We start from the raw sequence: 20,678 nt of genomic DNA on the forward strand, positions 1-20,678 counted from the left end.
ATAACGACATTCTGCCTTGTCTTAAAAATCAGCGGACACCATCAAATAGCCCCACAGGCCCGTTTCGGGGTCGGCAATTCCGGCGAACGACTCTCCCGGGAAAAACGCCGACCCGCCGCCGGTGATGGTGACACCCGCCACGCGCGAGGTGGATACGGTCAAATCGAGTTCCATCCCAACCTCGTTTGTAATCCTGTCTTGAAAGTCCACATAGTCGACGGCCGTCCGGAAATAGTGCAGGTCTGCTTTGACCGACCAGCCGGCGGTCGGGTTCAGACTGCCACGCAGCACGCCGTCGAGCAGCCCCTGAGAGGCCGAGGAAACGAAATAATCCATGTACCCGCGGAAAGCGTGAGCCGTGTAATACAGATTGTTGTAGGATTCTATCCTGTCATCGGAGGGATCGTCGTCGCCGGAAGCATAGTCAATCCCGGCCGCAAGGCGCGGCGCCGTTGAGGCGTCAAAGGTATACCCGACCTCGCCGGCGATCATAAAAGCCGCGATATCGTATGTCGGCGGCTCACCTGCCGACACACCTGCCTGACTGCCAAGCTGGTACACTGCGGTCAGTTCCACGTCGCTCCGACCGACCGTACGCTTTAAGTAGAATCCGGCGGAGAACCGATCCAACAGGTTAGTGGCTGTAGTGGGCGGCGCGGGCAGCACAGTCGCCGCCGGCTTCGCATCATATTCGTAGAAGCCAAAACCGGTAATACCCAGCTTGGGGAGGGACGCCGTTACTCCGTAAATATCAGAGTCGGTATTGCCCTCATTGCTGTTGTCTTCGCGTGCCTTGAGCGCCAGGCCTTCGACCCGTGAATGTGCCCGCTCATACCAGACGGTCACGCCCTCCCATGAACGGCCGACATTGCTCCAGCCGACGGAACCGAACAGTCGCTGATTGGCGAGATTCACTTCGAATCGACCGGCCTTCAGTCCGGGACCGTCGCGCCAGAGGTGATTGATCTGCACATACGCCTGGTGCACATCGACGTTTACGCCGTTTGTGAGCGTCCCGGACGTGTTATTCCCGAACGGATCGCGGCCTCCCAGACGGCGGCTGTCCTGGATCTGGACAAATGCGATTGTGTTGCTGTCGACCACAGCCCTGACTCCGAGCCTGCTGCGAAGATCGGTATACGACTGCGACCGGACCGTGGCGCCGAAGGCCTTATCGTCGAATTCTGCACGAGCGCGTACCTGACCCGATACCGTCAGGTCGGTGCTGGATTTTGCGGGTGAGGCTGCCAACGAACAGACTATCACCAGAACCACTCCGGCGGCGGTTGCTGTCCTCATACACTCCTCCAACTCAAGTTGCCCTTTGCGGCTTTGGAGCCGCAGGTCTCCGGGCAGAAGATCGGTTCGCAGGGCGGCTGGAAACTTGACTTAAGTCAAGCCGTGGTCACTTGGAGTCACACGAGCCCGATCGCGGTCAGAGACTCTTTTTGAAAACTCGCCTGATTGGGCGGTGGTGTCAACTGCAGAAAACCGAATAGTTGACAAGCAGAACTATGTTGGCAGGACTAATCTACTTTTCGTGTCGCAGGTGTTTCAGGACCGAGCTCGAGCGCATTGTGCACGGCGCGCACCAACTCATCGGGACGATATGGTTTGGCAACAATCCCCACAAATCCGTGGCGATCGTAACTGGCGAGAACGGGGTCGTTTGAGTAACCGCTGCACACGATAGCCCTGACGCCGGGATCCAGTTCCCGCAGCCGTACGATAGTGTCTTTGCCCCCCATCCCGCCCGGAACGGTAAGATCGAGGACGACGACGTCGAAGGGCTCCTGGCCGTCTCGTGCTTCGATGAATCTGTTGATTGCGGCCTGACCGTCGGATACGCACACGACCTGCCATCCGTGCCTGCTCAGGATTCGTCTCGCAAGATCTCGAATGATATCCTCGTCATCCATTACCAGGACCCGTCGAGCGATTTGGTCTGCGGTCCGTGATGGAGTGGCGCGCACGCCTGGGGAAACCGGCGATTCGGCGGGCAGTTCGATCGTGAAGACCGTGCCGGCTCCGGGGTCCGACGTCACCGATATGGACCCATCGTGTTTTTTCACTATCGAGTAGGCGGCCGCCAGACCGAGCCCGAGCTGCCCATCGCGCGTGGTGAAGTAGGGATCGAAGATGTGCGGAAGCACCTCCGAGTCGATTCCCGGCCCGCTGTCGCGAATGGCGATGGTGACGACCGGCGTTCCGGAGGCGTTTGTCTCAGTGCCAACGGAGACCTTGACGGAGCCACCGTCGGGCATCGCATCGCGGGCGTTGCGCACGAGGTTGTGGATCACCTGGCCTATCTGGACGGGGTCGACGGCGATACGTGGAATCGTCTCGGGCAGCGCGCCGACCTCGACATGGATACCCGTTCCGCGAGCGGCGTGAGAAATCGCGTTGTTCAGAAGTGATCGCACATCCGTCTGTCGGCGGATAGGTTCGCCTCCCGCCGAAAACGTGAGCAGTTGTGAGGTAAGAGTTCGAGCACGTTCAATGGCCTGTTCTGCGCACTTCAACAGCTTCGCCCGTTCGTCATGGTCGGGAAAATCCTGAGCGGCGAGCACCACATTGCCGAGAATGCCGGTGAGCAGGTTGTTGAAATCGTGAGCGATCCCCCCTGCGAGCAATCCAACGGATTCGAGCTTCTGAGCCCTCAGGGATTCCTGCTCGCGCTGCTTATCCAGGGTGATATCCTGCAGCACTCCCCGCACGCCGCATACCGTGTCATTGCGAATAATCGGGGTAGAATGGAATCGCGCGGGGAATTTGGTTCCGTCCTTCCGCTGAACCAGATACTCGTTACGCCCGATTCGGCCTCCCGCAAGCAGACGGCGGAGGTTCGTTCCGGCGCGGGAGCGGTCTTCGGCCGAAAAAATGTCGAGTATGCCCATGCCGACGTTCAAATCCTCGGCGGTCACCCCGAAGTAGTCCATAAGCCGTTTGTTGACGTAAACTAATTGCCCCGAGGCGTCACACTCGTAAACACCGATTGGCAACAGCTCCGCGATCTCGCGGAACTTGCACTCACTTTCCCGGATTGCCTCTCCTGCCAGGTAACGGTCCGTTACGTCGAGAAACAAGACGGTCACCCTTCGCGGCCCGGACTGAAATGCATGGACGTCAAACACTCCCCTGACCTGTGACTCCGCGTACTCCACCCGGTCGGAGTCGAATCGCTCGCCGTGGAGTGCAGCGCGCCGGTATCGATCCGGAATCTCGGTGTCTTTCAGGGGAGGAAAAGCCTCTTCGAGCGTCCTGCCGACCAGTTCGCGGTGGCAGATGCCGAGTATCGAATCGGCCGCCGGATTGGCATCGATCAGAATCAGACGGTCCTGATCGTCAACTTCGTACAGATGCATACCCATCGGCGACGACTGGATCATGGACCGGTATCGTTCTTCGGATTGCCGGTGTGCCAGAACAGTCGCAAGACGCCGGGAAATGTCGCGCAGGGAACAGATATATTCGGGTGGCCGCGATCCACCCGGCTGGATTCGCCGGCCGGTCAACTCGATAAAGACCGAATGTCCGTCGCGATGCCGAAGGCGGAACTCGGATCGGCAGGCCTTGTCGCCGTCGTGCAATCCGTTAAACACTTCCTGGGCAATCGCGAGGTCTTCGGAGTGCACGAAATCCAGAAGCCCCCGGCCGGCCATCTCCGCTTGTGAATAGCCCATGACCGAGGCACAGACCGGTGAGGCGTAGTGAATCGTGCTCTCCACGCCGCATCGTACGATGACATCGGACGAGCACTCCGCCAGCATCCGATAGCGGTTCTCGCTCGCCCGTCGTTGTTCCTCAGCCGTCTTCAAGGACGTTATATCGACTCCTGCCACGGCGACGCCTCCCACCACGCCGTTCTCCGACACGGCAAACAAAACGGTGCGATACCACGGAGCGTGGGCGGAGGTTCCGATCTGAACATCTAACTGACATATCTCGCCGCGTTCAAGCGCGGCTTGCGATGCGTCGACTATGGCGTCGCGGTGCGCCGGCGAGACTATGGATTCGAGACGGTGGCCGATCGCAGTCGACAGTGGGGGATCATCGATCGGTTGATTGCTCATCACGATATCGCAGTTGGTGTCGGTGAGGAGGAATAGCCCCGGAAAGCTCTTTATGAGCAACCGGCAGCGCTCAGGGTCATCCCATGCCGACAGCCGGCTGTCGATTGTCTCCAATGTATGTTTCCCTGGTGTAAACATGCCCAGTTACTCTTCCCCTTGGCGGGTGATCCGTTCGTCGGCGGTGTCTCTCCCGCGGATGCCCGATTTGGTGGCCGGTAGGGTGTACTGGTTCGGATAGATGGCATATGCAAGGCCGGCCCCTGTATGTACATCAGGTATCGGAATCGGGCAGAAATGGTTTAGGTCCATGCCAAATGCTGTCTGGGGCCGGCACGCTGTGCAGGGATTGAACAGAGAAGCACGCGCGGAAGCATGCATTTTCTAGACTTGGGCGGGAACAGGACAATTGAAGGCCCGTTTTACAATCGGAACCAGGATAGCAGAACATTCATCACAATAGAGGAATTTGACTCGTGAATTCGACTGCCGCGATGGCCGGAAAGACTCCACGCTGGATGCGGTTGGTGTTGCTCGCCGCCGCGCTCTATAACATTGCATGGGCGATCTGGACCGTTTTCTGGCCGTCGAGCATGTTTTCGATAGCCGGTATGGATCTGCCGAGATATCCCTTTCTCTGGCAAGGCATCGGCATGATAGTAGGCGTCTTCGGCCTGGGATATGTCATCGCTGCCACCAATCCATTCCGACACTGGCTGATTGTGCTGCTGGGGCTTTTGGGCAAGCTTTTTGGCCCGGTCGGATTGCTCTTGACCATCGGGAATACCGGGCCGACCACCGCGTTTGCCCTGACCCTGATTGTGAGCGATGTCGTCTGGTGGGTGCCGTTTGGATTGATCGTGTATGGTGCTCTGCAAAACGCGCAATCCGAGATCGCTGATGGCGCGCCCGAATTCGAGTCAGTAGATGCCGCACTGCAGAAAGCCCGCACGACATGCTGCCTGTCTCTGAACGACCTGTCGCACCAGTCACCCGTGCTGCTGGTGTTCCTCAGGCATTTTGGTTGCACTTTCTGTATGGAGGCGCTGTCCGACCTGGCGCGCGACCGCGAGCGCATCCAAGCCGGCGGAACCCGCATTGTCCTGATTCATATGAGCAGCAACGAGCGCGCCACGGAAGTAGTTCGATCCTACGGGCTGTACGGTATCGATCATGTCAGTGATCGATCGCGCCGCCTGTATCGTGCCTTCGGTTTCACCCGCGGCTCTCTCGGGCAGGTGCTCGGCCCATCTGTCTGGTGGCGTGCGCTCCAGGCCATGATTCGCGGGGGGCATGGGGTCGGCGAACTCGAAGGTGACGGCTTCCAGATGCCGGGGCTGGTTCTGATCAGCGAGGGACAGGTCGTGCGGCGATTCGTGCACCGCACCGCCGGTGAACGCCCCGATTATGTGGCATTCTCCACCGCCGCGCTGTCAGAAATCAAGACCGCCTGAAATCACCGTTCACAGCGTACAACTGCCGCCGGTCTCTGGCGACCGGATTCCTTTGGAGAGTCCGAAGTACCCAAGTACTCATGCTCGCATATGTGGCGCCTCTGCGTTTACCCTTCCCTGACGTCTCTTGCGGTACTACCCGAGCTCGGTGCCGACGTGTCAGCGACGCGTGGGTGCCGAAAGCGCACACGGAAGTCACGGCACGGACAATCTCGATATTCGCTCGAGCGGCGCTCCCGTCTCAGGGTGCTTTTGTGCTTGACGATACGCTCGATTAGATACACTATGGTCTCACGATCGACTCGACACCCGACCCGTCTCGACTGGGCCGGGGCACGGAGACTGAGACGATGGACTACGAGCTGCTGTCTCGAATTCAATTTGGCTTTACGATTGGATTCCATTACCTCTTCCCTCCCCTCAGCATAGGCCTCGGTCTGTTCCTGGTCATATCGGAAGGGTTGTACCTGAAGACCAAGGACCAGTTGTACCATCGCATGACCCGATTCTGGGTTAGGGTATTCGGGCTCATTTTCGCGCTGGGTGTCGCTACCGGGATCGTCATGGAGTTTCAGTTTGGTACGAACTGGGCCACGTATTCGCGGTATGTCGGCGACGTGTTCGGCAGCGCGCTGGCTGCCGAAGGCGTATTTGCCTTTTTCCTCGAATCCGGGTTCCTGGCGATCCTGTTGTTTGGCTGGGACAAAGTCAAGCCGACCACGCATTTCATCTCGACCATCCTGGTCTGTTTTGGGGCGCATTTTTCGGCCATATGGATTGTCGTCGCCAACTCCTGGCAGCAGACACCGACCGGACATCATATTGTCGGAGTGGGGGCCGACGCGCGTGCGGAAATCGTGGATTTCTGGCAGGTCGTATTCAATCCCTCGTTTCTCGACCGGATCAGTCACACCTATATGGGCTGCTGGCAGGCCGCCGCATTTTTCATCCTGAGCGTCAGCGCTTTCTATCTGCTTCGTCGCAAACATCGCGCATTCGCCGTCGGCTCGATGAAAATCGCGATCGTAATTGCCGTGGTTGCCTCAATCCTCCAATTGGTCACCGGGCATTCGAGCGCCGCGACCGTTGCCGAAACGCAGCCCGCAAAGCTTGCGGCATTCGAAGGTCACTTCCCGGCCGAGGCTCCCGCGGGCCTGTATTTGTTCGGCTGGGTAGATGAAGAGGCGGAACGCACATACGGTTTCCAGATACCCGGTATGCTCAGCTACCTCGTCCATGGCGACAGCGAGGCTCCGGTCACCGGACTGGGCGCATTCGACAAAGAAGACCGGCCACCGGTGAATCCGGTCTTTCAAAGCTATCACGCTATGGTGGCCATCGGGATGCTGTTGATCGCGTTGTCGCTTGTGTCACTCTTTCTATGGGTGCGCAGGACGTTGCCGGACAAACGATGGTTTTTGTGGATCTTGGTCTTTTCCGTCATCCTTCCCCAGGCAGCCAACCAGTTGGGGTGGTTTTCGGCCGAGGTCGGACGGCAACCGTGGATCGTGTACGGGCTGCTCCGCACGGAAGATGCCTTGTCGCGGTCGGTCGATGCGGGCGACGTACTGATTTCACTGCTCCTTTTTGGTTTCATCTATCTGCTGCTCTTTCTGCTGTTCATTTACCTGCTCAACGAGAAGATTCAGCATGGACCCGATGAACCTCCCGTGGTGGAGGGTCACCGCGCATGAACTTCACCTTTGATCTTAACACGATCTGGTTCCTCTTGATCGGGGTCCTCTTCACCGGCTACGCCATACTCGACGGCTTCGATCTCGGAGTGGGCGCACTGCACCTGTTCACCAAAGCCGACACCGACCGTCGAATCATGATCAATTCGATTGGGCCCGTGTGGGACGGCAATGAGGTCTGGCTGGTAACCGGCGGGGGAGCCTTGTTTGCGGCTTTCCCCGACGTGTACGCAACGTCGTTCTCCGGCTTCTACCTTGCGATGATGCTGTTGCTGGTCGGATTGATATTCCGGGCGGTTGCTATCGATTTCCGTAGCAAGCAACCAATGCGATGGTGGCGTCAGATGTGGGATGTGAGTTTCTCCATATCCAGTATCGTCTCCTCGCTGTTGATAGGCGTCGCACTCGGGAACATCGCCTGGGGTGTACCGATCGACGAGCACGGTGAATTTGCCGGGACGTTTCTTGCCCTGCTACACCCGTACGCCTTGATGGTCGGTGTGACCACGGTTGCGCTGTTCATGATGCACGGCGCCATCTACGTGGTGATGAAGACCGAAGGGGAATTGCAGGATCGGATTCGCAGCTGGATAAACAACACCATCATATTCTTTATCATCTGCTATGCGGCGACGACGATGGCGACCCTCTTGTACGTCCCGCATATGACGGACAATTTCCGCGACCACCCCGTGCTGTTTGTGCTCCCGCTGCTGAATATGCTGGCAATCGCCAATGTTCCGCGGGAGATTCACCACAAACGGGAGTTTCGCGCGTTTCTCTCGTCCTGTGCTTCGGTGGCAGCTTTGCTGGCCCTGTTTGGAGTCGGGATGTATCCCGATTTGATATTCTCCAATCCGAATCCGGCGAACAGCCTGACTGTCTATAATTCTGCCTCGTCGGAAAAGACGCTCAAAATCATGCTCACCATCGCGCTGCTCGGAATGCCCATGGTGGTGGCTTATACGGCAAGCATTTACTGGATTTTCCGGGGGAAAGTGCACCTGCACGAAGGCAGCTACTGAGGCCGCGGACGTCAGTTATTTTTTTCTGACACGACATGTCATGACGCTGTACAATCGTATGATTGGACTCGGTGAACTTCGTTTGGTTTGCCGACTTGTTGAGGAGGTCGTGTACAGATGTTCAGGGGGGAGCGTGCTGATATCATCGCAGTCGCAATTGGTCTCGCGTGTGTTGTCGGTGCTGTAGCATTTGGGTGCTGTCGATCTGCGGGATCTTGTCCATGGTCGTGGTGGTGGCTGGCGGTCCCGGTCGCGGTACCGGTGCTTGGTGTTGCATTCGAGATTCTTGGTCAACTGTGGAAGGTCCGCGGTTATCCCTCAGTGAAGGCTCTGGTACGCGCGGCCGCGGATCTATCCACTATCCTTGCCATTATCGCACTCCAACTCATATCGGCGTTGTATCGAAAGCTGCAGGGGGCGAGGTCTCGTAAAAACGGCCATGAACCGAGTCGGACCGCAGGTTCACCTGTTTGCCCACTCGACGACGAGGTCCACCGCGTGGATCACGTTGTAGCACCAGTGCCCGGTGAAGTCATCGGGAAGCGGCTGATCGGGCGGAATGGCCTCGCTCGCGGTGAGTGCCCGGGCGCCGTCGAAATCGACGTACGCAAGTCGCGCGGTGAGTTCTTCGACCGGGCGGGCGAATGACTCTCCGGGCAGCAGCGCGACTCCCGTATCTGCGAGGAGTCGCTCGCAGAGGGTCGCGCCGTCGACAATACCTCGGGCCTCGAGTTTCGCCGTCAATGGTGAGAAATCAAGGAACAGGTAAAACGCGCCGATTGGTGAATGGACGCGGATGTCGTTCTCGTTTAGTTTGCGCGCGCATTCCTGTCCGAGCGCTTTCAGAATGCGGCGCGCGTGCCACAAGTAGCGCTCGATCAGCGTGCCGCCGCGAAACGCCCGGATGGCCGCGCATTGTATAGGGGCGCTGACCGACGTGTAGGTTTCACTTGCGACCGCCGCCATCGATTCCAACAGCCAGTCCAGGTCGGGCGGAAACGTAAACGTCCCCAGCCGCCATCCGCCGGCGCCACACCACTTTGACAGCCCCGAGCTTATGATTGTGCCTTCGGGGTAGTAGCGTGCGACCGAAACGTGCGTGCCGTCGTGATGCAACTGCCCGTAAATCTCGTCGGACAACAAAACTAACTGATAGCGTCGGGCCACGTCGGCGATTTCACGAAGCTCATCGGCGCTATACGAGCCCCCGTCGGGATTGCTGGGATAGTTGAGAATGAGAATGCGCGGACGGTACGTGTCTTTCTCCTTCTGACAGACGCGCTCGAGATGAGCGGCATCGACTCGCCACATCTCCGCGTAGCGGGTATGGACCAGCGAGGTCTTTCTCCCGAGGATGCGGGCCTGGGGGAGATACGACACCCAGCACGGGCTCGGGACTATCAGTTCCCCGTAGTAGACCAGCTGCAATAGAAACATCAACTCCTTCGATCCCGGGCCGACGAGGACATTGGCGGCGCTTGCGTCAGCGCCGTCGTGGCGGCGATGGAACTCCGCAACGGCCTCGCGCAATTCGGGATGGCCGTACGCCGGCAGATAGTCTTTCAGGTGAGCATGCAGCTTGAGCGATTCGACGACCGGCAGCGGCACCGGAAAGGGCGACTGACCCAGGCCGAGTCTGTAGACGGTGTGCCCCTCGCTCTGCAGCCGCCGGCTGCGGTCGTTAATCGCTATCGTGGCCGACTGCTCGAGACCACGCACATCGAGATTGAGACTTACATGTTTGCTGATGTTCACGGGTCGCCTCCGAGATCGTGCCTGACCGGCGGTTTACCTGAGTGTACGCAGGCTCGGAGAGAGTTCACAAGGGAAAATTCCGGACAGTGTCGACGTCCGCCTGAGCACATGACCTTTTATTCAACATGACTCGTATGTGGACGAACCGTACCGACGCCTGCTGGCTGTATGTCGAGCAGGCGACGGTCTCATCCCTTGACAAGCCGCACCGCCGGCGTGTTTATCGAATCGGACAAGTTGATGACACCACCGTTGAGAGCGCGGTATACGTGATTGGTGTGCCGCTGACAAAAACCACTCTCAGGCGGCGCCCTCACCGAGTATCGGCTGTGCGGTCAGCGATGCCGCTCGCCCGCAACGGCGCGGTACGGCTCGAAGTGGTCTGCGATTACGGCAGCGCGATAGTCAAAGATCTTCCGCAATTGACGGCTCACCAGTAAACCGTGTATAAGGCGCCCGACCACACCAAAGGGAACCAGATACCGTACGGTGTCATGCATCAGGGTTCCTTCGACGGTTTCCTCGAAGGCGTGGGTGTGGTGCCAGAAGGCGTACGGTCCCTTGAGCTGCACATCGACAAACCGGTGAGGTGGTTCGTAGTCGGTGATCAATGTCGTCCAGAAGCGGCGGAGGCCGAACACCCTGATCGTATAATCGATAACGGCGCCCGTCTTCATGGTTACAGGCAGCGGGGTCAATATCCTGAAACCGACCGTATCGGGCGTGATACGCTCCAGGTTCTGCGGGTTCTCGAAGAATGCGAATACCTCGCGCAGTGGCCGTCGAATGAGCTGCGTCCGAATCAACGTGTACACACTCACAGCATCACCCCGTCACGCATGCCCTGCATCGTCTCGACATAGGTATCGACATCAAACTTGCGACGGCATCCGCTGTAACTCATGTAGCGGATCTTGCCGAATATTTCGCGCTCAAACCACGGGCGATCGTGGACGCCGGCGATACTCCAGGCAACGCCGGCGTAGCCGTTGGGATCGATCCCGTCCAGTTCGTACCGGTCGTTGAGGTAGAGGGCCCTTCGATAGGCCTCGGCCGGGGTTGGGCTCCACTCAAGGATCTTTTTCGCCCAGTACATACGCAAGTACCCATGCATCTTCCCGAGGCATACCATTTCCCACTTGGCGGCATTCCAGAGCGCGTCGTGGGTCTCTCCCCGCGCGAGTTCTTCTTCCGAGTACAGGTATTCGCGGGGATCAGCCTGGTGCAGAGCCAGTGATTCAAGCGCCCAGGCGGGAGCGCCGTCGATCGAGTCATACGCGCTGTTGTAAAGGCAGAAATTCTCGGCGAGTTCGCGTCTGACGATAAGCTCCTCGAAAAACGCCTCCTGAGACTTGATCTGGTCGTCTCTGCGTTGAATCTCCAGAGCCACCCGCTGCGCGGAGACAAAACCGAAATTGAGCCACGGCGACAGATCGGACTGGACGATTTTGGTCGGATCGTTGCGCCAGTCGCGATATGCGGCGAGCCGAGATGATGCGAACTGATTCAGGACACGCATGCCGGCAGCAGTGCCGCCGACAGCCCAGTCGACCGGTGGCACAGACAGGTCCGGTGCGAGTCTCTGTGCGATTGACGACCAGTTGTTGTCCGACAGGTGAAGGGTGTCGCCGAAGGGATGCGGTTGGAGCGAGGGAATATCGCTCAGGAAGGTTCCAAGAACTCGGTTTACCTTCGGCCGGAAGGTATAGGCAGCCCACTCCTGTTTCGTACTCGCGAACCGTGCCGGCACGATATTGTGCGCGTCAACCTCGTACATCGGGATCTCTATATGTTCAGCGACCCGGGAACGGTCGGCGCGACCGTCGCGAAGCGGCGTAAAGTCTGTAACAAGCGCACAGGCAGACGAGTCCCTGGCGAACCGCACGATTTCCCCGGCAGTGGGTTCCATGGCGACAACGAAAGCGATCCCAAGAGCCCTGCACTCCGCTTCGACTTCTCTCAACCCTGAGAGAAGGAAATCGAGCCGGCGGGCGGTCCGCACGTGTTCGCGATTGTCGATCGACGTAACAATCACAAGCGGCGTATGCGCGCCCAACGCGATATCCTGGGCATACAACAACGCCCAGTTGTCCGCGACGCGCCGGTCGCGGTCCATCCAGTACACGACTGGTCCCCGTCCCGGCGTTCCCGACGCCAACGTGGTCACCCGTCGCTGGTCAACTCGCCCGCTGTAATGTTGCACTTCAATCGCTCCGGTTGAACGCACAGGCATTCACCCGGCAATGCTATTTCCGATCCGCTGTGGACACTGCGGTAGATCGGATTCGGTCCAGGTGGTCGCCCAAATCACGCAAACTCTCCAGAGTGATCGCTCCGATTTCGTCCAGCGTCTCCCGATAGGCCGGATGAGAGCGGCCACCGACGATGATCGCGGTTTCACGGCCGACCATCGCCCGCAGCCTGAGCAGATCCTGGTCCATGTGGGGATCGTCGGGCGGATACACGATACTCACTGCGATCGCTTTCGCCCTGGACTGGGTCGCGGCGCCGGCGACATCTTCAGTCGGCGTATCCGGTCCAAGGTAGATGGACCGCCATCCCTGGGATACGGCGGTAATCGCCGCCATCAGAGCGCCGGCTTCGTGTGCATGGCGTGATGGTGTCGTCACGACAACGACCGGCGCAGAGTCGGCAACACGCGCACTCGACAACATCGTCCCGAGAAAAGTGCGCACGGCCGCCGATGCCATATGCTCGTGCGAGACCTTCATCCCGCCGTCCCGCCACATGTCGCCGACACGCTCGAACATCGGGGTAATGACATCCTCAAACAGCGCCATCTGCCCGAGATCCATCGAGGCGCTCAGCAGCGCCGATTCGAGGGCCGATATTTCCAGCGACATAACCGCCTCAAGGCAGGCCGCCAGATGCGATTCAGCGGAGGCGGCGCCGACTCGCGGAGTTGAACGGTTGCCGTTGCCCGGCGCCGACACAAGCACGCCGCGGTTGGAGTCTATGATGCCCCGAAGCTCTTCGTTGTCCAGATTCGCAATCTGCCCAATGCTCATGCCGGCCGAGGTCGCCTGCCGCAGCAGTATCAGTCGACGGATATCGTCGTCGGAGTACAGACGTCGATTGGACGGGGTTCGGTTAGGACTGACCGCGCTATAGCGACGCTCCCAAATGCGGATGAGATGGGTTGAGAGCCCGCTTCGTGCGGCGGCCACTTTTATTGGGTATTTCTGGGTCACTTTATCTCCAGCTAAAGATATTGTCTCATTGCCGACCACTATAACTAACTTTTGTCTAAAAATGTTCTAACATTCGAATAAATTTCATAAGTTATTATTATCCAATATATTAACAATAACCACAACCCCTTTGTGGCCCTTCAATATTTAGTGGCGAGGTGCCCATCGCAACAAATTATTCGTCATAAATGCTACAAATATGGAACAAAAGATGTACGCCGGGGCGTTGTATGTTTCGAAAGTTGAACACCAAATCAGCAAGGAGAATGAAATGAAAACACTCGACATCATCGTAGCTGTCCTGCTCGTGGTTGGCGGTCTCAACTGGGGCTTGGTCGGCTTGTTCGATTTCAACCTGGTCGCGACTCTATTCGGAACGAGTCTGGTAGCCACAATCGTGTATGTCCTCGTCGGTCTGTCGGCGTTGTACCAGGTACTGTCCCTCAAGGGCATCCAGCGCCGCTGGGGCGTTCAGCGGGGCTAGGAGACCGCTGAGGAAACGGATCACATTGGCAAATCGTACAGCAATACAATCAAAGGAGAGAGACGTGAAGAGCAAACTTACCATCATTGCAGCAACCCTGACACTGGGCGTGGTGACCCCTGCCGTCAACGCCGACTGCGGCGCCGAGCACGGCGCCACGGCTACTCAGGCCAAGGCCGAAATGAAAATGAACGTCGTCGAGACGGCGGTTGCCGCCGGCAACTTCAATACCCTCGTGGCCGCGGTTAAGGCCGCCGGGCTGGTTGAAACACTGAGCGGTGAAGGTCCCTTCACGGTCTTCGCGCCGACAGACGAGGCGTTCGCCATGCTGCCGGAAGGCACCGTGGAAGGTCTGCTGCAGGACAAAGAGACCCTGACTGCAATATTGACTTATCATGTCGTGCCCGGTCTGGTGATGTCCAAGGACGTCGTCAAACTTGACAAAGCAGAGACCGCGAACGGTCAGAGCGTGTCTATCAAGACGACCGACAGCACCGTCATGATCGACAACGCAAGAGTCGTCAAGGCCGATATAGCGACCTCTAACGGCGTGATTCACGTCATCGACGCCGTGATTCTTCCGGTGATTGAGGACGAGAAATAACATCCGTCACCGCCGTCCGCCCGCAGGGGGCTGGGCGGGCGGCGCGACCGGGTGGGCGTCTGTCGGTGGGCACTCAAGCGCATATGAGTACCGACTCGGAAGGTTCACCGACAGACGATCCACTCAAACACGCGAATCGAAAGAATCATGTACTTCTGAACTCAAAGGGCACTAAAATGCGCCGTAGGAAGTGGCTCAGAAGAATCCTGGGCGGGCTGCGATCGTAGCAGGTTTCGCCACCGTCGGACTCGCGCAGAGCGCGAACATTCAGATTATTCACAACGCTGCTGATCCCGCGGCCGATACCGTCGACGTGTGGGTCAACGGCTGCGCTGAAGGGCACTGAGCTGCTGCCGACCGCGTCTGACGTCATGCTCAGCATATACAACGTGCTTGGGCAGGATGATGCTGCTCAAGCAGAGCACACACACGAATCCCGATTCGCGTATCTTTCTCGACGCTACTCTACACACGCAAAAAGGCGGGCCGGTCATGATGACCGGCCCGCTTGTTTTTCACTGCGATGGAGATCGCGAACCGGTCATCCCGTGGTCACGGGCATACCCATCATCGGCCATATGAAGCTCACGAACGCGGCCAGGACCAGCAGCAGAACGATACTGGCGGGGATGCCGGCGGCCAGGAATTGCCCGCTGGTAAATTGCCGGCTCTCATAGGCGATGGCGTTTGGCGCGGCGCCGACCAACAGGACAAACGGCATACCCGCAACCACCAGCGACGAATAGAAAACCACCTCGGGAGATACGCCCAGATACGGGGCGATAACGAGAGCCACCGGGAGAGTGATGGCGATAGCCGCAACGTTCATGATCAGGTTAGTGATACATAACACGAACACCGATATTCCCATGACGAATATGAACCAGTGGGCGTGTTCCAGAATCCCCAGCCACAGGACGGCCATCCAGCTCGCCGCGCCGGTCTGCCACAGACAGAACCCGATGCTCATTGCGCCCCCGAACAACAGCACGATATTCCAGGGAATCTCTTCGAGATCCTTGATCGTCAGAATATTAAACACGAAAAAGCAAATCGTGGAGCAGAGGATGATGGCGCTTTTGTCGAGTTGATCCAGACCGGGAACGAACGAACGAAGCGACATGGTGGCGATCGTTGAGAATACGATTACAAGCGTCACGATCTCGGTTCGCGACATCGGGCCGAGCCCCGCATTCAACTGCCGGGCGCGCTGCCGAAGGCCCGGGATAGACTTCTGCTCCGGCTTGAATAACACCATCATCAGCAGCCACAACAACAGCACCATGACGATACCGACCGGCGCCATGTAGTAGGACAACTCGAAGAAACCTATCTCGGTACCCGTCATATCGCGGAAGAACCCGATGGCAACAGCGCCTCGGGCCGCGCCAAGCAGCGTGATAATGCTGCCGGCCCCTGCGACAAATGCCATGCCGATAAACAGCCCCTTTCCGAACCGCGTGGGTCTGCTGTCCTTTTCGTACAGAGCGTAGATTGCCATGAGTAATGGAAAGACGGCGGCGGCGACGGCGGTGTGCGCCATGATCAAGGTTAACGCCGCGGTCATCAGGAAGCTGCCGAGATAGATCATGGACGTCTTCTCGCCGACAATCAGCAGCATCTTGTAAGCCATTCGTTTGGTGAGCCCCGATCTGGTGAAGGCCATACCGATCACCACCGAACCAACAATGAACCACACGGACGGATCCATGAAGTCAGTGAATGCGGTTTTGGCGGGGCGAATGAGAAACAGGGCCTGGACGACGCCGATAGCAATCGATGTCACACCAATAGGCACGACCTCAAACACCCACCAGATGGCCGCGAGAAAGAACAGCCCGAGCGCAGCCTTGCCTTCGCGGGTGAGCACGAAATGCTCGCCTTTGGGATCAACCGCATCGCTCCATGGAGGTGACAGGTAGATGACGGCAAAAAACAGCAGGCCAAGGACGATGAGCGAGACCCGCTTCCAATCGACCGCCCTCACGGCGCGGGCGACCCGAACTTCCTCGGGCATCGGCGGAAGTCCAGCGGGGCGGTCGGACACCGGCCGGTCTTTCTTCTTGAACGGTCTGACCATCTCTACTCCCAGCGAGAAGCGAACGAAGACTCAGTCGGGACCTGGTCTCACAGCAGTTGACCGGCAACCTCGTGGAACACATCCACGGAGCGCACCACACCCACGACTTTCTGGTCGCGCAGCACCGGCAACAGCGCAACATCGGTATTGAGCATCTTGTAGACGACTTTTGCGAGAGGATCATTCACATCGACCGTATCGCCGATCGGCTGCATGAATTCCTCCACCTGCAGTTCCGACTGCTTCTGCATCATTTCGGTCGAGGCGCCGTTCGACAGGTCGAGGAGGTTGGGATCAACGTCGATATCGAACCAGTGACGCTGACCTTCCGGTGTCGATGATCGCCTTTGCGCGAAGCGCGGCTCCAGTCCGCCGAGAATATCACGTCGTCGAAGAACCCCCACCAATTCGTATTTCTCATCAAACACCAGCAGGGCGCGGGGCAAAGACTTCCGACCGTCGTATTCGATCGTCGACAACTCGATTTCGGCAATCGCCTGGCGCAACGTAAACCAATAGGGAATATGCGGGTACTGATCCAGCGGGATCATGATGTCCCCAGCCCGTTTGGTAGCCATCCATCACTCCTCGTTCGAGTAGAACTCTGCCCGGAACCGGCGACGAACTCCGAAGTGCCTCCGCCGCCGCCGGGCGCGAACCGGTGCCGGGTCGTCCGGACGGATAGTAGATACCTACTTTGGGCAATCTTGTCAATAAACTCCGATGTCATAGCGGCCCGACAGGCTCATGCTCAGCCGAACATCACGTTTGCATATCAAACAACCCGGTTCACCGCGTTCGCTCCGCGAACGCCCAACCAATGGAAGCGCACAAGAAAGCGCGTGGACCGACGGGGGGCGATCCACGCGCTGTACGGATGCAGTCTACCGACGCTCAGTGCGTCTCGATCTGCACGGGGGCTACACGCTCGGTTAAGCCACTCACCTCACTCAACCGATTCACTCAGTGTAAATCTGGCCACCATGGCCTGCAATCCTTCGGCCTGCCTATTCAGCTCTTCGGCCGCCGCCGCCGACTGCTCCGCGCCGGTAGCGGTCTCCTTGGTGATAGACGAAACCTGCTCGATGTTCTTCGAAATCTGTTCGGCTGCCGTAGACTGCTCTTCCGATGCCGTGGCGATCTGCTGGATCATGTCCATCACCCGCTGCGACATCGCCACGATTTCATTCAGACTCGTGCCTGCCTGATCGGCTAATTCACGTCCCCGGTTCACTTCCTGAATACCGGACTCCATGGACTGCACGGCTTCCTGCGTTTCGGTCTGTATCCCCTTGATCATTTCGGTGATCTCGCCCGTCGCTTTGCCGGTACGTTCCGCAAGCTTACGAACTTCATCGGCTACGACCGCAAAGCCTCGGCCCTGCTCACCGGCCCGGGCGGCCTCAATCGCCGCGTTGAGGGCCAGCAGGTTGGTCTGGTCGGCAATGTCGTCGATCACGCCGATGATCTCGCCGATCTGGTCGGCGGAGTGAGCGAGCTTCCCGATCGATTCGGCCGACCCGCGGACGACTTCCGCGATCTTCTGCATTCCCTGAATGGTGTCTCCGACAATGCGGCCTCCCTTGGTAGCGGTCTCCGCCGCACCGCGCGAGGCGTCGGTGGCGTCACCGGCGTTGCGCGATGACTCCACGATCGTTGCCGTCATCTCTTCGACAGCAGTCGACACCTGGGCGACCTGTTGCGATTGATCCTGCGCCCCGCGTGCCATTTGCTCCGAAGATGAGGAGATCTCTGTCGCGGCCGATACGAGCTGGGACGCGTTGTCCTTCAATTGCCGCAGAATGCCGGTGAGATTCCGGATCATGGTCTTGAACGACAACCCGAGAACATCTTTGTCCGACTTCGGCTCGACCGTGGACGTGAGATCGTTCTCTGCGATCCGTTCAGCGACCACCGCAAGTCCCCGCATGTACTCAATCAGGCGGCGGAACGAGTCCGCAAGCGTCCCGATCTCATCGCGAGCCGCATACCGGATTTCATGTTCGACATCGCCCGTCGCTATCTGCTCTGCAATGCGCGCCATATCGGACACGGGTCGCGATATCCCGCGAGCTATGAAAAAGGCGATCCCCATCCCGAACAGGATCGCGCCGACGATGAAGATACCGGTCATGGTGATGGCTGAGGACTGTGCATCCTGCATCGCCCGGCTCTGATCTTCGAAAATCTCCTCAAGCGCACTCACCAGCGATTTCGCGTCAGTGGTCAACTGATCATACTGAGCATTGGCTTGTTCACGCCGGTCGACGACTGTCCTCATCGATTCGCCTATTCCGCGCGTCGCCTTCATGATGCCGTCGATCTGTACGGCTGCCTCGGCGTCGGCAAGGGAAGCTTTCGCTTTCGTTCCGACCTCGACGATACCGTCGACGAATGCCCACATCTCCTCGGCGTAGCGGCGTTCATCGGTCAGGCGGTAGTTACGGTATGAGACGCGAAGTTCAACGTACTGACGAAGCATCTCATCGACCGCCATCTTCAGCTGCGCGGCCCGGCTCACGGATGATCCGCCGGTCGACAGGGCGCTTCCCCACTGTCGGTCCGCACGGCTCTTGAGCGCGTCGTATTGAAGTCTGGCCTCGTTGGCGTCGGCCGTGATGTCGTCCATGGCGCGCACCTGTTCGGCGGTAACCGATGCCCAGGCGGTCCACGTCTCCCGGTACTGCGTACCGAACTGGCGGGCTCTTTCCACCATGGCGATGCCGGCGTCATCATTCAACAATGTCCGGATTTCATCAAACATGACAAACATTTCATCGGTCTTGGCCATCGCGGTCTCATAGTGTTCCTGATTCGTGTCCGTTCGGAACGCCACGCGGTTGTTGCCCAGTTCTTTGGAGACAACAATAAGATCCGCCGCGCGGTTGGCGACCGCCACCTTCACGGCCACCGTGTTCAGCCCGTTCCATCCCGCGTAACCGACTGCCACAGCAAGCCCGAGCACGATGCCGAATCCGATATACAGCTTCCGTGCGACCTTCAAATTCTTCCAACTCATAATACTACCTCTATTCACAAATCATGCCGGTAATCAACCCGTTTACATCCGCCGTCCCAAAGCCGCCTTGTGTCCACCTGTTCCGTAGTTTGATTGATCGGAGCCGGCCTTCCAATCGGGCCGGCCCCGATCCGCTCTCCCTCGCACCATCCCCTCGGGATGGAGCAGCTGCCGGAGGTCCGGCAGCGCTCCGTCCATGTCAGTCATTCCGCTGTCAGGCCCAGGCTGTCAATGCTGCTGAACACTGGAATTGTCGGAAAAATGGCGGGATGGTTGACGGTACTTGAGCGAGGACAAATCGAGTACTGAGCGTACTTGGTATCGGGACAGGGCCGGGCCGCTGTGCTCCCCCCCCTCTGTACGGGGGCATATCAGATCGTTCGGAGATAGGTGGCCAGATTGATGGGCTCGCTGTTGATGCCGAGTTTCCGACGGATACGCTGCCGTTGTTTGAGGACCGTATTCACCGAAACATTCAGGGTGGACGCAATGTCCTTGCAGGAAAGGCCGGCTTTGATATAGCTGCAGATTTCCACTTCCCGGGGTGAAAGGGAACTGTACGCCGATTCCAATCGATAGATGTACGGCGCCGTGATCTCCTTGAGCGTAACGCTCAACTGCTGCAGCAGGCGACGATCCGGCGTATCGAGCCGGGCAATCAACTGGTGCACGATGGGAAAGGCCAATCGCTCCAGGTTGGCGTGAATTTCGGCAGCCATCTGATCTCGCTCTTCCTGAAGCCGCTCGAGCAACTCGGACAGCGCCGCATTCTTGCGGTGCAGACGGCTCTGTTCCGCCAGCAGAGTGATATTGGTCGTGCGAAGCTGTTCTTCTATAGTGCGACGCTCAGTCAGGTCCCGAAATGCCGCGACCCGAACCCGTCTGCCGTCGACAGCTATCTCCGAGGCTACGATCTCGACGGAGAGGCGTCGACCGTCGCGATGAAGTCCGATCGCCTCGTAGGGCCCTACGTCGTGTGCCTGGATTCGTGGATGTACGGACTCGTCCCATGAAGGACCAAGCACAAGTTTGAGATGGCGACCGACCAGCTCCTCAGGCTGGTAGCCGAACATATCGGCCAGGACCCGGTTGACTTCGAGCATGCGCTCACCGTCATGGAGCATGACACCCTCAAATGTCGGCTCGAGGCGTCGGAGGCGCTGGGTTTGCAGCGCACCTCGGGCGCCGTCACGGGGAGACCGTGCCGACGGACGCCCGCTCACCTGCTGTCGGCTGTGCCCGCGGGCGATCACCAGTCTTTTGCTTTCACGAGGCGCCACC

At 58.6% G+C, this 20,678-nt stretch carries 15 protein-coding genes; 5 read left to right on the plus strand and 10 right to left on the minus strand.

Translation table 11 applies throughout. The features are described 5' to 3' along the window. Nucleotides 1-21: 21 nt before the first annotated feature. Together RBT76_11615 and RBT76_11620 are read right to left on the minus strand one after the other, a co-directional pair. The gene (locus RBT76_11615; GenBank protein ID MDX9858430.1) at nt 22-1,299 is read right to left on the minus strand and encodes an alginate export family protein; all 1,278 of its coding nucleotides are present in this window, start codon (nt 1,297-1,299) and stop codon (nt 22-24) included. Between the two features lie 227 nt (nt 1,300-1,526). Continuing rightward, nucleotides 1,527-4,211 (minus strand): PAS domain S-box protein, encoded by a 2,685-nt coding sequence (locus RBT76_11620; protein MDX9858431.1) that lies wholly within the window; start codon nt 4,209-4,211, stop codon nt 1,527-1,529. Nucleotides 4,212-4,546: 335 nt separating this feature from the next. On the opposite strand from RBT76_11620, the gene RBT76_11625 reads away from it, so the two are divergent. The 3 genes from RBT76_11625 to cydB all read left to right on the plus strand — a co-directional run bounded on the left by RBT76_11625 (nt 4,547) and on the right by cydB (nt 8,243). Beyond that, entirely contained in the window at nt 4,547-5,524 is a 978-nt protein-coding gene (locus RBT76_11625; protein MDX9858432.1) for a peroxiredoxin-like family protein, read from the plus strand. A gap of 350 nt (nt 5,525-5,874) precedes the next feature. Continuing rightward, nucleotides 5,875-7,218, plus strand: coding sequence for a cytochrome ubiquinol oxidase subunit I (locus RBT76_11630; protein ID MDX9858433.1), 1,344 nt, complete (start codon nt 5,875-5,877; stop codon nt 7,216-7,218). Beyond that, a complete protein-coding gene (gene cydB, locus RBT76_11635; protein MDX9858434.1) occupies nt 7,215-8,243 on the plus strand; it encodes a cytochrome d ubiquinol oxidase subunit II in 1,029 nt (342 codons plus the stop codon). Before RBT76_11630 ends, cydB begins: the two co-directional genes overlap by 4 nt. A gap of 462 nt (nt 8,244-8,705) precedes the next feature. On the opposite strand, the gene RBT76_11640 is transcribed toward cydB, so the two are convergent. The 4 genes from RBT76_11640 to RBT76_11655 all read right to left on the minus strand — a co-directional run bounded on the left by RBT76_11640 (nt 8,706) and on the right by RBT76_11655 (nt 13,210). After that, complete coding sequence (locus RBT76_11640) at nt 8,706-9,998, minus strand: aminotransferase class I/II-fold pyridoxal phosphate-dependent enzyme (protein MDX9858435.1); 1,293 nt, start codon at nt 9,996-9,998, stop codon at nt 8,706-8,708. A 335-nt stretch (nt 9,999-10,333) separates the two neighbouring features. After that, nucleotides 10,334-10,819: an SRPBCC family protein gene (locus RBT76_11645; protein ID MDX9858436.1), complete on the minus strand. Its 486-nt coding sequence runs from the start codon at nt 10,817-10,819 to the stop codon at nt 10,334-10,336. Further along, nucleotides 10,816-12,225, minus strand: coding sequence for a deoxyribodipyrimidine photo-lyase (gene phrB / locus RBT76_11650; GenBank protein ID MDX9858437.1), 1,410 nt, complete (start codon nt 12,223-12,225; stop codon nt 10,816-10,818). Before phrB ends, RBT76_11645 begins: the two co-directional genes overlap by 4 nt. A 19-nt stretch (nt 12,226-12,244) precedes the next feature. Further along, entirely contained in the window at nt 12,245-13,210 is a 966-nt protein-coding gene (locus tag RBT76_11655) for a MerR family transcriptional regulator (protein MDX9858438.1), read from the minus strand. A 271-nt stretch (nt 13,211-13,481) separates the two neighbouring features. On the opposite strand from RBT76_11655, the gene RBT76_11660 reads away from it, so the two are divergent. After that, on the plus strand, nt 13,482-13,694 hold the full coding sequence (locus RBT76_11660) for a DUF378 domain-containing protein (GenBank protein MDX9858439.1): 213 nt from the start codon (nt 13,482-13,484) through the stop codon (nt 13,692-13,694). Between the two features lie 64 nt (nt 13,695-13,758). Then, a complete protein-coding gene (locus RBT76_11665) occupies nt 13,759-14,298 on the plus strand; it encodes a fasciclin domain-containing protein (protein ID MDX9858440.1) in 540 nt (179 codons plus the stop codon). A 541-nt stretch (nt 14,299-14,839) separates the two neighbouring features. Here RBT76_11665 and RBT76_11670 read toward each other — a convergent pair. The 4 genes from RBT76_11670 to RBT76_11685 form a co-directional block, all read right to left on the minus strand. Continuing rightward, a complete protein-coding gene (locus RBT76_11670; protein ID MDX9858441.1) occupies nt 14,840-16,315 on the minus strand; it encodes an SLC13 family permease in 1,476 nt (491 codons plus the stop codon). 110 nt (nt 16,316-16,425) lie between these two features. Next, entirely contained in the window at nt 16,426-16,956 is a 531-nt protein-coding gene (locus RBT76_11675; GenBank protein ID MDX9858442.1) for a CBS domain-containing protein, read from the minus strand. 368 nt (nt 16,957-17,324) lie between these two features. Then, nucleotides 17,325-19,397 (minus strand): HAMP domain-containing methyl-accepting chemotaxis protein, encoded by a 2,073-nt coding sequence (locus RBT76_11680; GenBank protein ID MDX9858443.1) that lies wholly within the window; start codon nt 19,395-19,397, stop codon nt 17,325-17,327. A 371-nt stretch (nt 19,398-19,768) separates the two neighbouring features. Continuing rightward, nucleotides 19,769-20,677, minus strand: a complete 909-nt coding sequence (locus tag RBT76_11685) for a PAS domain S-box protein (protein MDX9858444.1) — start codon at nt 20,675-20,677, stop codon at nt 19,769-19,771. Between the last annotated feature and the right edge of the window lies 1 nt (nt 20,678).

It is taken from the genome of Candidatus Zixiibacteriota bacterium (assembly GCA_034003725.1).
Taxonomy (GTDB): Bacteria; Zixibacteria; MSB-5A5; order GN15; family FEB-12; genus WJMS01.